We start from the raw sequence: 11837 nt of genomic DNA, 5'->3' as shown, positions 1-11837 counted from the left end.
TTTATTGGAATTTTTATCCTATAGTACTTATGGTAAAATTAAGGAAAAATTAGAGGCGGTTAAAATATGGATAGAGTCGCATTAGCAAATGAAATTTATAAAAAGGCGCATTTAACAGGGACTTTTAAATTAAGGTCAGGAAAAGTATCTAACGATTATTTTGATAAATATTTGTTTGAATCCGATCCGAAGCTGTTAAACGAGGTCGCTGAACATTTATCGAAATTAATCCCGGCAGGTACGGAAATATTGGCGGGGCTCGAAATGGGAGGTATCCCTATTGCAACAGCATTATCGCTAAAAACAGGCATACCCGTTGCCTTTGTTAGAAAAAAGGCCAAAGAATATGGTACAGGTAAACTGGCTGAAGGGATTGAGATAAGGGGAAGAAATGTTTGTATTATTGAGGATGTTGTCACAACGGGTGGACAAATATTATTGAGTGCAAAAGATTTGAGTGATTTTGGAGCTAATGTAAACCATGTTTTAAGTGTAATAGAGCGGGAACAGCAAGGAAGAGATAATCTTGAAAACGCAGGCTTGACGTTTGTTTCATTGTTTAAAATGGAGGAACTCATTGAGGCAAGTTTCAATAGCTCATTAAGGTAGCATTTTGACAGTGATCAGCCGCATGATTACTCGTAAAAACACTTTGTTTATCGAATCAGCACTACCTTTGTCACCCGTGCAGGGAGTCACTTATTAACAGCGAATTATCCATAATAGAACACCTGAAGCGGAGGGATCGATATGGGTATTTCGAAAACGAAGGATGCCGCAGATCTGCTTTCTGTCAGCCAAACAACGATCAAACGTTGGGCTTCAGCTTTTCCGGATTTTTTTCAAAAAGACCGATTTGGTCACTATATATTCTCGGAGCAGGATCTTGGCCTGCTCAATCACATTAAAGACCGAATCAATAATGGGGAAACATTGGATCGCATTGTTCTCATGACTAACAAGCAGTCATCAGAACCTCTGCAAGATGAGTCTCTCCTGCACGCACATGATCCATCTATGGAAGATATGCTGGCCCGCGTCGAGCATGTCGAACGCTCACTTGATCAGAAAGCCGACGAAGTTGTCTCGATACAGCTGCTCCAGCAGCGTGAGGAAATTGAGGAGCTGCGCCAAATGATCGTACAATTAGCCGCGTCCTTTGAATCTATTCAGATTTCAAGCAGCAAAATCTACCCGCCACGCGATGAAATTCACCCGGCTGCCGTCGCCAAACTTCAAGCTCCATCAGAGAAGAAAAGCCGTTTGCGTTCTTTTTTCTCATTCTTGTAAGTGAAGAAATCGAGGGCTGTCCCTAAATCAGCAATGATCTTAGGGACAGCCTCGATTTCTTTTCTATTTTCACCGATAACTATATAACAAATTAGCTAAATCATTTCTTTAAATGGTACGGTACTGTCGTGATAATCACATTTCTCCGATATAGCAAGTGTGCATGGATCAGTAAACTGGATTGGTTGTGCAGGATGTTATGCCAACCTTTCTTTGGAATGAACTGCGGGATAACAACAGTAACCTGGTAATTGGATTCACTCGCTTTGCGTTGAACGGTATCAATAAATTTAGTCAGCGGATGAATGATGCTTCTATAAGGAGAATGTAGTGTCACCAGCCTCACGTCAGGCTGCCACTGGCTCCATTTTTCTTGAAACAACTCTTCATCTTCTCTTTCAAAAGGAATATGAACCGCAATAATCTGGTGGGCGGACAGCGATTTTGCATAATTCAATGAGTTCTCCACCACATGCGTTATTCCGGCCACAGGAAGAATGATTACATTCCCCTCAATCGGAACGGCTGGCTCACAAGTTGTTATTCTTAGTTGGTCGGCTATCGCTTCATAATGCTTTCTAATTCGATGAAAAGCATAAATGATAAGCGGTAAAAAGATGAGAACCGACCAAACCTGTACGAATTTTGTTAAGAAAAACATCAGGGTGACGATAAAGCTTATAAGAGCCCCTGTTGCATTAATGATCAGTTTTGAAATCCATCCTTTAGGCTTTTGGCGAATCCATTTTAATATCATTCCTGTCTGGGACAGGGTGAAGGGAATGAAAACGCCGACAGCATAAAGCGGGATTAAATGCTCGGTTTGACCTTTAAACACAATAATTAAGATGATGGATAAAATGCCTAGTATGATAATGCCGTTGGAATAACCAAGCCGATCTCCTCTAATCGTAAACATTCTTGGTATGAACTTATCGTTGGCAAGATTTACGGCAAGCAAAGGGAAAGCCGAATATCCCGTATTAGCGGCTAGGATAAGGATCAAAGCTGTTGTTCCTTGAATAAAGAAGTACATAATATTTCGCCCAAAGGTCTGTTCGGCGATTTGGGAAACTACGGTTACCTCGTGGTTCGGCGTTATCCCGTAATAATAAGCTAAATAGACGATTCCCGAAAATAACAAAGCAAGCAAGATTCCCATCGCGGATAAGGTTTTAGCGGCGTTATTAGGAGCTGGATTTTTAAAGTTCGGGATTGCATTCGAAATGGCCTCGACTCCTGTTAATGCAGAGCTGCCCGAAGCAAATGCTTTTAAGAGCAAAAATAAGCTGATACCTGCTACTGGCGTACCGATTGGAGTATGTAATTCAGGAGAAACATAACCGGTTATTATGTTATAGAGGCCTGCACCGATTAAAATGAATAAGGCTATAACAAACAAATATACCGGATAAGCCAAAATCGAAGCGGACTCCGTAACACCCCGCAGGTTCAGAATGGTTATGAAAATGACAAATAGTACAGCTATAATTACCGTATGTTCATGCAAATTTGGAAAAGCGGAAGTTATGGCATCCGTTCCGGCGGAAACACTTACTGCCACAGTTAAAATATAATCAACCAACAAGGATCCTCCGGCTACTAAGCCAGGGTACTTGCCTAGATTTTCTTTTGACACCACATAAGCGCCTCCGCCATGCGGATATGCAAAAATAATTTGCCTATAAGATAAAATAAGCGCTAATAATAAGATCAATACTCCAATTGCGATCGGTATCGAATACCAAAATGCTGCGGCACTGACTGTAATTAAAACGATCAAGATTTGCTCAGGACCATAGGCCACCGAAGATAAGGCATCTGAAGAAAGAATGGCAAGAGCTTTCTTTTTATTAAGTTTCTGCTCGCCTAGTTCATTTGATTTTAATGGTCGGCCGATTAAAAATCTTTTTAAAGAAGTCATTGGTTTCACTCCGTTCTCTCCGCATTTATTGTTATTAAACTACCTGTTCCATTAAATTACCCTGTAAATGAAATAAAAAACATGAACCTTAGTGACAGTTTTTTTGGAGAAAAATAAATGAAATCGGCAGCCCAGGACATGATTTCCATATCCTGGGCTGCCGATTTTGTTTTTATAGGATCCGTTTAATAAGATGCTTATTAATACGGCATTTGTTGACCTGGGTACCTAGGTGCCTGTGTCTCTACTTCATTTTCCATATATGTCTTGTGACAATACATATGGGAGATGCGCGGAATGTAGACGGTTGAACCTGGCTGCATTTGTTGTGGATTTATGTGCGGATTTGCCTCCTCAAGAATAGGGAGGGGCATATTATACATGTGAGCGACCTTATCCATGGTATCTCCTGCCTGCGTTTGGTGTTGAGCAAAGTACATGTCGTTACGATCCCCTTCACCATCCTCCCGGAAAAAAGGAAAGAAAAAGGGGGAAAAGAAGAAAAACGGAAATAAAAAACGTCGTGGGAAAAATGGATGAGGGATCGGTCGGAAAGGTCGACGGAATCCAGCCCCGCCCTGTGGAATAAATGCGCGATTCATAATAAACCTCCAATTGTGTATGGTCATTTGACTATATAAATTATGAACGTAAGAAAAAAAGGTGCCTATTGCTCCTTAATTTAGGCTTGTTTGGTGCTTCTGAACAGCTATTGCTGCGCAGCATGAAGCTTGGAATAAGGCAGGTGGAAAGCAGAAAAAGCCTGTTTTATTTACATGAAGTGAATCAAAGTTGGATAATGGTGGTAAGGTAACAATAAAAACTGTACCTCAGGAGGAGCATATGGAGTCTAAACTAGAGCGACAAGGTCTTATGGCATTAATCAAGAAGGGCAATAAGTCTTCCGCAATTGCGATGATAGGCAATGCGATTATTGCTGCTATCAAAGCATTCGCAGCTGCATTCAGCGGCAGCGGCGCTATGTTCGCCTCTGCCATGCATTCCTTGGCGGATGCGATCAATCAGGGGTTTGTTTTTGTTGGAAGCATTCTCTCCGAGAAGAGACCCACCCCGCGATTTCCAACCGGCTTTGGACGTGTCATCAATATTTTTTGCATGGTTGCCGTTATTGTCGTAACCATAATGGCTTATGAAACTATACATGAAGGCTGGCATTTAATTAATCATCCTGCTGAAAGTGAAGGGATTTGGCTTAATATCATTGTGTTAATTGTTAATTTGATTGTGGACGGATTCATATTAATAAAAGCGATGAAAGAAATTTTGCATGAAGCAAAAGCTGAAGCGCAGGGGTTTAAGCTTTTTTCGGCTGCTTTTAAAAATGTAGGACGTTCAGCGCCGGCCACTCGACTAGTCTTTTACGAGGATATCGTGGCCGTAACGGGAGCGCTTCTAGCTATGATTGCAGTCATCGTTGTCTCATTTACGGCATTCAATCAGATGGATGGCGTCGTAACGGTGCTGATTGGGCTGTTGATGGTCGGTGTCGCTTTTCGGGTGGGGTATGATAACATGATCGGTCTTATCGGCGTTTCCGCTCCGAAAGAAGTGGAAGAAAAGGTTTCGAAAATCATTTTTTCCGAGCCGCTCGTTACCGATATTTATCAAATGCGTATTTTGCAAGAAGGGCGTTATTATCATGTAGAAGCTCTGATGGAATTAAGGCAAGGTTTATCGCTTGCAGATGCGGACGACATTAAATTTAAAGTGCGAGACATGCTTCTTCGGGACACGGATATTACCGATGCCATTCTCGGGATTATTGAGGATGACGGGGTGAAAAGCTGGGTCCCGATAAATAAGCGATAACAAAATCACAAAATCAGAACCGCCAAAATATGTGGCGGTTTTTTAGAGGGGATTTTACCCAAATGAACGAAATATACTAAAAAGTAAATCATAGAATAGAAAGGCTGGTCATACGTTCTATGCTTTCAATCGGCATCGCTGGCGGGTCGGGCAGCGGCAAAACGACATTAAGCAAATTTTTGGCAAGTGGACTGAGCGGGCATAAGGTGAAATCCATTCATATGGACAAGTATTATAAGACGATTCGTCCGATAACGACAGATCCGTTCTCCGGGAAGGAATATGAAGATTTTAATCATCCGGATGCTATAGACATGGATAAGCTGATGGATGATTTTAATCAGGCTATCTTAACGGAAGACATTGTAATCATTGAAGGTTTCTTGCTGTTTCATCTCTCTGGGCTTAGAGAACGACTCGACTATAAAGTATATGTGGATTGCCCGTCGGACGAAAGGCTCGCAAGGAGATTGAGCAAATTTAAAGCCGGCCGTTACTCGCAAGAAGAAGTGGTAAACGAATATTTGGATCTAGTTAGACATAGGCATGATATGTACGTGGAACCCACCAGGTGGTATGCGGATATGGTGGTCAACGGCTCTCTGCGCTCGGAAAAGGGCAGCCAAATGCTGCTGGACTGGGTTTTGCAGAAGCTGAAAGCCAATTTATAAAAGCTCTATCGATCCCGCTGATATGAGCTTGTTCAGCTCGATATTGTCAGCGCAGACGATTGCCCATTTGGCGGAGGGGAACGTGTCCCAAACGGTTGCTTTGTCACTTAGCGTACAGGATGTCTTTCATGTGGGGACGATGATTATCATCGTTTCTTTACCGCTCACCCTGCTGCTTCGGAAACCGAAAGCAGTTGCGACAACATAAGAAAGAGCGCCCATTGCGGCGCTCTTTCCGTTTTTATTCACGATTAAAATACATGTACGCCTTCGAGTGCTACCTTGATTTTTCCGTTCGTCTCCAGCACTTTCACCTTTACTTTGCGGCCCGGCTGATACTGGGGGATATTGACCATAAACACGACGGCCTTAATAATGGTGCGGTAGGGCTCCGCATGCTCTCTCGGAATCGTTAAGCCTATGAAAACCTCGGGATGACCGTTAATCTCGGTATTGGTTTGCCGAATAGAGCTTACGGTCGCATCAAAAGGTACACCGTTCTTTAAAATATGTTTGATTTCCCGATTATCCTGGAACGATTGCCGAATGACGATGAAGGCGAGCAGGAAAAGAGGCAAGGATATAAGAATGACGACCACTAATGAGATGCTCTCGCCTGTACTCACAAATCACCAACTTTCATGGATCTTAATGAACATATTTGCTTGCTGCTTTTACATTTTATTAATTCTATAAAAAGCATAGCACAATGCATTCATTAAGAAAATATTTCCAAGGTCTTATTAGTGAATAGGTACTTTAGCAGCTGTTATATCCTAATTAAAGGAATGGCGTTCTTTTTACGAAGCTTTGAGCCAGATGGTCGGCATGTAAATCTTTGTCGTTTTTTTTGTATTTTTCAAGCACGTCGATAATGTAATCGTTATTCGGATCGTTGGAGCGGAAAATAAATTGCTCAGGATTCTCGATATGTACATCATGCCCGCACTGCTTCAGGCAAGCTTCATAATCCTGAAGGGTAGGCTGCGTATTCTCTTCCAGATAGATAAGGCCGGTCAGCAGCCTCGTTTCCGTGCCATGAATAATTTTGAAATGGACTGTATGTTCCTTTTTCATTGCAATTCCTCCCGTACTTCCAAGTGAATGATTGTTATTATTATAATATGACCCAAAAGCGATGCGAAAGCATGCCTATTGTGAAACCTTCTTGAAAAAATCCGGCAAAATTGAACAAAAGCTGCACCGTCCGATGACGGTGCAGCTTTTGTGATTTTCCGTATGTTGAAAATGCTTAAACCACCGTCACCTTGATCAGGTTGGTTGCGCCGGCTTGGCCGATTGGAACGCCAGCGGAAAGTACGATAATGTCGCCTGTGTCGATAAGCCCAGTCAGCTTCGCATTGCGCGTAGCGGATTCGAACATTTCGTCGGTAGTGGTAACGGCATCGCCCTTCACCGGAATAACGCCGGAGAGCAAGCAAATTTTCGGCAGCACATGATCATGCTGGGTAATCGCAATAATCGGCGCTTTCGGACGGTATTTGGATACCATGCGTGCCGTAAAGCCGCTTTCCGTCGACGTAAGGATCGCTCTGGCATTCAGCTCAAGCGAGGAGCTCACAACGCCTTGGCTGATCACCTCGGTAATGTTTGTGCTTTGCTGCGCTCTTCTCTTATCGAATTGCTCTTTGTAATCGATCATGGATTCCGCTTTTTTCGCAATAGAAGCCATGGTCTGTACGGATGCGATCGGATATTTACCGGCTGCAGTCTCGCCTGAGAGCATGACCACGTCCGCTCCTTGGATAACGGCATTTGCTACGTCGCTTACCTCTGCTCTCGTAGGACGCGGGTTGACCTGCATCGACTCCAGCATATGGGTAGCAACGATAACCGGCTTGCCTACAAGGTTGCATTTGTTGATCATTTCGCGCTGCATCATCGGCACATCCTCAATCGGCACCTCTACGCCAAGATCGCCGCGCGCGACCATAATACCGTCGGACGCTTCGATAATTGCATCGAGATTGAGCATGCCCTCTTCATTTTCGATCTTGGAAATGATTTGTACTTGGCTTGCGTTTGCTTCTTCCAGGATGTTGCGGATTTCCAAAATATCCTCCGCTTTGCGCACGAAGGAAGCGGCAATAATTTCCACATTATGCTTAATGCCGAAATGGATATGCACGACATCGCGTTCCGTTACGCCTGGCAGCGTCGTTTTGATGCCTGGCAGATTAACGCCTTTGCGCGGCTTCAGCGTACCGCCGCTGATGATTTTACAACGGATATCGGCTCCTTCTACGGAAAGCACCGTAAGATCGACGAGCCCATCGTCAATAAGAATACGGTCGCCTGGTTTTACGACCAAAGGAAGCTCGTTATAGTTAACAGGCAGACGGGTCGCATCGCCCAGCACATCTTCAGTGGTCAGAATAAGCTCCTCGCCGATAACAAGCTCGCAGGAAGCTTCCTTTAGCTTGCCGATCCGCACTTCTGGGCCTTTAATGTCCATCATAATCGGCACGAAAGTGTTTAGCTCGCGCGCAGCCTGCCGTATATTATTCATTCGCATGACGTGATCTTCTAATTCGCCGTGAGCCATATTCAGTCTACCAACGGTCATTCCTGCCTGGATCATTTCTTTTATCGTCGAAACGGAGTCGCAAGCGGGACCCATTGTACAAATAATTTTTGTTTTTAGCATGTTGTAGGCCTCCTCGTTTTTTTCATTGTAACGCGGAAGGTCGAAACGTGATGAGAACTATAGTACAATAGATGTACAATAGTACAGCGTTAAGGGGCGTTCATTATGCTGGCAATTTTGGATGTGCATCAGGACAACGGGGCGGGTTGGTACGAGGAGGGAGAGGGGCGAAAGCTAACCTTTCACCTCTTGCTGGTTACCTACGGGAAATGTGTATATTGGGTGAACGAGGAGAAGGTCATTTTGGAAAAAGGCGATATGCTCCTCATACCTGGACATATCCCATATTATGGCAAAAGCATTCCCACGGTCGTGCATACAAAATACGTGATCAACTTTAGAAAAACCGCAGCAGAGTGCGCGCTTCCGCTCCTTCGGCTGCAAGAGCCGCTGCGGCGGAGGCTCGGCTGCTTCGAGGTTATACAGGAGCGGCTTCGGGCGATTTTGACGCAGTACAAGGAGCGGCCGGCCTATTACGAATTAATGGCCGAGGCGCTGCTGACGGAAGCGTTAATCTTCATCAATCAAGAGACGGACCGAGGGATCATAACCTCCGAGAAGCATCGGCGGGTGGACAGCATGAAGCAGTATATTTCGACGCATTATCGTGAGAGGGTGACGAAGGAGGAACTGGGCGATGTCATCAACACGACGCCTAATTACGCGGCAACGCTGTTCAAAGCCGTCACCAATCAAACCATCAGCGAATATGTTCATAATCAACGGATGAAAACGGCGGTTTATATGCTGACGGAATCACAGCTGATGATCAGTGAGATCGCCGACTATTTGGGCTACAATGACGTCTCTTATTTCTATCGCATTTTTAAACGCAGTACGGGCAGCTCGCCTTCGGATTTTTTACATGAGCGTTCTTCAACGGTTTAAAGCGGAGATTGGCTGCGGTTGACTATTTGGCAAGTTCGATTTACAATTTACCCAGAAATAGGCTTTGACCAAAGACATGGTTATCAATACGGGCTGTCCAGAGAGAGAGGCGATTGCTGAGAGCCTCCCCAGTAACCGATTGTATAATTACCCCTTTGCAGCCGTGCTGTTGAACCCGCAGTTTGATTATGCGGTTGTAAATAGCACCGTTTCATCCCCGTTACCGGATGCTCAATAAGGATCTTGCATGAGCTAAAATGTCTGGCATTCAGCCGGCAGATAGAGCAGCAGATCGAATGAGGGTGGAACCACGAGCTGAACGCACTCGTCCCTTGGTGGGAGAGATGTGTTTTTTTGCGTTCAATCCATTCGATCGGAGGCTGCATAATGAGTATTGCATTGACATTACCAGATGGAACAGTGAAGGAGTATCCGCAGGGCACGACCATGGAGCAAATCGCGCAATCGCTCAGCATCGGCCTCAGCAAAAAGGCTGTCGCCGGCAAATGGAATGGTAATCTCGTCGGTTTGCGCGAGGCGATTCAAGCAAACGGCGAGGTGGAGATCGTGACGCTTGACGGAGCAGACGGGCTGGAGATTTACAGGCACAGCACAGCCCATGTCATGGCACAAGCCATGAAGCGGATTTACGGGAATAAGGCAGTTAAGCTGGGAATCGGCCCGGTCATCGAAGACGGCTTTTATTATGACATCGATATCGAAAAGCCGTTATCCCTTGACGATCTTGCCAGCATTGAAGCGGAAATGAACCGGATCATTCAAGAAGATCTGCCGATCCAGCGCCGTGAAGTGAGCCGGGAGGAAGCGGCTGCGTTTTTTGCGCAGCAGGAAGAGCCGCTCAAGCTGGAGCTGATCCGCGATCTGCCGAAGGAAGCCGTCATCACGCTCTATGAGCAAGGGGAGTTTGTTGATCTTTGCCGAGGTCCGCATTTACCGTCCACTGGACGCATCAAGGCGTTTAAGCTGCAAAATGCAGCAGGGGCTTATTGGCGAGGGAATTCCGACAACAAAATGCTGCAGCGGATATACGGTACGTCATTTCCGAAGAAAGCGCAGCTGGAAGAGCATCTTCATCTGCTTGAGGAAGCGAAGAAACGCGATCACCGCAAGCTCGGCAAAGAGCTTGGGCTATTTATGTTCTCCGAGGAAGCGCCGGGCATGCCGTTCTATTTGCCTAACGGCATGACTGTCCGCACGGAGCTGGAGAATCTGATCCGCGAGCTTCAGCGGCAGCGGGATTACGAGGAAGTACGCACGCCCTTCATGATGAACAGGCGGTTATGGGAGCAATCGGGACACTGGGATCACTATAAGGACAACATGTATTTTACGGATGTTGACGATACGCCTTATGCGCTTAAACCAATGAACTGTCCGGGTCATATGCTTATTTTCAAAAACAGTCTGCATTCCTACAGGGAGCTGCCGATCCGTATGGCGGAATTCGGCCAGGTGCACCGGCATGAGTATTCAGGGGCGCTGAACGGGATGATGCGTGTCCGTACATTCTGCCAGGACGATGCTCATATTTTCGTCAGACCGGATCAAATCGAGGAGGAAATCAGCCGGGCCATCGCGCTGATTGACTATATTTACAAGGTTTTTGGCTTCGAGTTCAAAATCGAGCTGTCGACAAGGCCGGAGGATTCCATGGGCTCGGAGGAGCTTTGGCATGAAGCGGAGCAATCGCTGCGCAGCGTGCTGGAGAGCCGAAATATTCAATATCGCGTGAATGAGGGCGACGGCGCTTTTTATGGTCCGAAAATTGACTTCCACATTCTCGATGCTCTTAAGCGAAGCTGGCAATGCGGGACGATTCAGCTGGACTTTCAAATGCCGGAGAAGTTTGATTTGTCCTACATCGGCGAGGACAACCAGAAGCATCGTCCCGTCGTCATCCACCGCGCGGTTTACGGATCGATTGACCGCTTTATCGGGATTTTGACAGAGCATTTCTCGGGTGCGTTTCCGCTCTGGCTGGCTCCAATCCAGGTGAAGCTGCTGCCTGTGTCGGAGAAGTATATCGACTATGAATTACAGGTAAAGCAAGAGCTGGCCGAATCGGGCATACGCACGCAGGTTGATGTACGCAATGAAAAGCTGGGCTATAAAATCCGTGAAGCCGGGCTGGAGAAAGTCCCTTACATGCTGGTACTCGGCGAGAACGAGAAAAATGCGGGTACGGCCGCCATTCGGAAGAGGGGCGGGGGAGACCTCGGTTCGGAAGCCATCCGTGAAATCATACGGCGGCTAAAGGAAGAGATTTCGGCAAAGTCATAAGCGAATAATAAGAAGAGGGCTATGTTCATTTTCATGATGACATAGCCTTTCTTTTTGATTGGTCATTCATGGGGATGCTGGCATTGCAATGACAAATAAAATCGTTGACAGAATGCTGAAATTTAATCTATAGTAATTTCATCGGAATTATATGCTATTGAGCTGATTAGACGACTAAAAGCTCTTATTTTACGGAACGGCGGCGCAGGAGGCCGTTTTCTGTAGAGTAAGGGCTTTTCTTTGTTCTTAGCCGTTCATGAGCTGG

At 45.5% G+C, this 11837-nt stretch carries 12 protein-coding genes; 7 read left to right on the top strand and 5 right to left on the bottom strand.

Features of this window, described 5'->3' with window-relative positions:
• Positions 1-66: 66 nt before the first annotated feature.
• Entirely contained in the window at positions 67-609 is a 543-nt protein-coding gene (gene pyrE / locus RCO25_RS10825; RefSeq protein WP_308996164.1) for an orotate phosphoribosyltransferase, read from the top strand.
• Between the two features lie 141 nt (positions 610-750).
• Positions 751-1290 carry a MerR family transcriptional regulator gene (locus tag RCO25_RS10820; protein WP_308996163.1) on the top strand — a complete coding sequence of 180 codons (540 nt, stop codon included), beginning with the start codon at positions 751-753 and terminating at the stop codon, positions 1288-1290.
• A 100-nt stretch (positions 1291-1390) separates the two neighbouring features.
• Here the strand turns inward: RCO25_RS10820 and RCO25_RS10815 are convergent, their stop codons facing one another.
• Both RCO25_RS10815 and RCO25_RS10810 read right to left on the bottom strand, forming a co-directional pair.
• Complete coding sequence (locus tag RCO25_RS10815; protein ID WP_308996162.1) at positions 1391-3214, bottom strand: APC family permease; 1824 nt, start codon at positions 3212-3214, stop codon at positions 1391-1393.
• A 200-nt stretch (positions 3215-3414) separates the two neighbouring features.
• A complete protein-coding gene (locus RCO25_RS10810; RefSeq protein WP_308996161.1) occupies positions 3415-3816 on the bottom strand; it encodes a LysM peptidoglycan-binding domain-containing protein in 402 nt (133 codons plus the stop codon).
• Positions 3817-4057: 241 nt separating this feature from the next.
• Here RCO25_RS10810 and RCO25_RS10805 point away from each other — a divergent pair, with 241 nt between their 5' ends.
• The 3 genes from RCO25_RS10805 (at position 4058) to RCO25_RS10795 (ending at position 5923) form a co-directional block, all read left to right on the top strand.
• Positions 4058-5044, top strand: coding sequence for a cation diffusion facilitator family transporter (locus RCO25_RS10805; protein ID WP_308996160.1), 987 nt, complete (start codon positions 4058-4060; stop codon positions 5042-5044).
• 119 nt (positions 5045-5163) lie between these two features.
• On the top strand, positions 5164-5715 hold the full coding sequence (locus RCO25_RS10800; protein WP_308996159.1) for a uridine kinase family protein: 552 nt from the start codon (positions 5164-5166) through the stop codon (positions 5713-5715).
• A 22-nt stretch (positions 5716-5737) separates the two neighbouring features.
• Positions 5738-5923, top strand: a complete 186-nt coding sequence (locus RCO25_RS10795) for a hypothetical protein (RefSeq protein WP_308996158.1) — start codon at positions 5738-5740, stop codon at positions 5921-5923.
• 43 nt (positions 5924-5966) lie between these two features.
• On the opposite strand, the gene RCO25_RS10790 is transcribed toward RCO25_RS10795, so the two are convergent.
• The 3 genes from RCO25_RS10790 to pyk form a co-directional block, all read right to left on the bottom strand.
• The gene (locus RCO25_RS10790; RefSeq protein WP_308996157.1) at positions 5967-6341 is read right to left on the bottom strand and encodes a hypothetical protein; all 375 of its coding nucleotides are present in this window, start codon (positions 6339-6341) and stop codon (positions 5967-5969) included.
• 154 nt (positions 6342-6495) lie between these two features.
• The gene (locus RCO25_RS10785) at positions 6496-6792 is read right to left on the bottom strand and encodes a hypothetical protein (protein ID WP_308996156.1); all 297 of its coding nucleotides are present in this window, start codon (positions 6790-6792) and stop codon (positions 6496-6498) included.
• 175 nt (positions 6793-6967) lie between these two features.
• Positions 6968-8383: a pyruvate kinase gene (pyk, locus tag RCO25_RS10780; protein WP_308996155.1), complete on the bottom strand. Its 1416-nt coding sequence runs from the start codon at positions 8381-8383 to the stop codon at positions 6968-6970.
• A gap of 105 nt (positions 8384-8488) precedes the next feature.
• Between pyk and RCO25_RS10775 the strand changes: the two genes are divergently transcribed.
• Together RCO25_RS10775 and thrS are read left to right on the top strand one after the other, a co-directional pair.
• Positions 8489-9271 (top strand): AraC family transcriptional regulator, encoded by a 783-nt coding sequence (locus RCO25_RS10775; RefSeq protein WP_308996154.1) that lies wholly within the window; start codon positions 8489-8491, stop codon positions 9269-9271.
• A gap of 387 nt (positions 9272-9658) precedes the next feature.
• Entirely contained in the window at positions 9659-11572 is a 1914-nt protein-coding gene (gene thrS / locus RCO25_RS10770; RefSeq protein ID WP_308996153.1) for a threonine--tRNA ligase, read from the top strand.
• The last annotated feature ends 265 nt before the right edge of the window (positions 11573-11837 follow it).

The organism is Paenibacillus sp. LHD-38 (genome assembly GCF_031157315.1).
Classification (GTDB): domain Bacteria; phylum Bacillota; class Bacilli; order Paenibacillales; family Paenibacillaceae; genus Pristimantibacillus.
The sequence above is the reverse complement of the archived record's forward strand: the minus strand, read 5'-3'. Positions and strand labels throughout refer to the sequence as shown.

Excerpts from the sequence above, each read along its gene's own strand:
- pyrE (WP_308996164.1), top strand. The coding sequence starts at position 67 with ATGGATAGAGTCGCATTAGCAAATGAAATTTATAAAAAGGCGCATTTA.
- RCO25_RS10820 (WP_308996163.1), top strand. The coding sequence starts at position 751 with ATGGGTATTTCGAAAACGAAGGATGCCGCAGATCTGCTTTCTGTCAGC.
- RCO25_RS10815 (WP_308996162.1), bottom strand. The coding sequence starts at position 3,214 with ATGACTTCTTTAAAAAGATTTTTAATCGGCCGACCATTAAAATCAAAT.
- RCO25_RS10810 (WP_308996161.1), bottom strand. The coding sequence starts at position 3,816 with ATGAATCGCGCATTTATTCCACAGGGCGGGGCTGGATTCCGTCGACCT.
- RCO25_RS10805 (WP_308996160.1), top strand. The coding sequence starts at position 4,058 with ATGGAGTCTAAACTAGAGCGACAAGGTCTTATGGCATTAATCAAGAAG.
- RCO25_RS10800 (WP_308996159.1), top strand. The coding sequence starts at position 5,164 with ATGCTTTCAATCGGCATCGCTGGCGGGTCGGGCAGCGGCAAAACGACA.
- RCO25_RS10795 (WP_308996158.1), top strand. The coding sequence starts at position 5,738 with ATGAGCTTGTTCAGCTCGATATTGTCAGCGCAGACGATTGCCCATTTG.
- RCO25_RS10785 (WP_308996156.1), bottom strand. The coding sequence starts at position 6,792 with ATGAAAAAGGAACATACAGTCCATTTCAAAATTATTCATGGCACGGAA.
- pyk (WP_308996155.1), bottom strand. The coding sequence starts at position 8,383 with ATGCTAAAAACAAAAATTATTTGTACAATGGGTCCCGCTTGCGACTCC.
- RCO25_RS10775 (WP_308996154.1), top strand. The coding sequence starts at position 8,489 with ATGCTGGCAATTTTGGATGTGCATCAGGACAACGGGGCGGGTTGGTAC.
- thrS (WP_308996153.1), top strand. The coding sequence starts at position 9,659 with ATGAGTATTGCATTGACATTACCAGATGGAACAGTGAAGGAGTATCCG.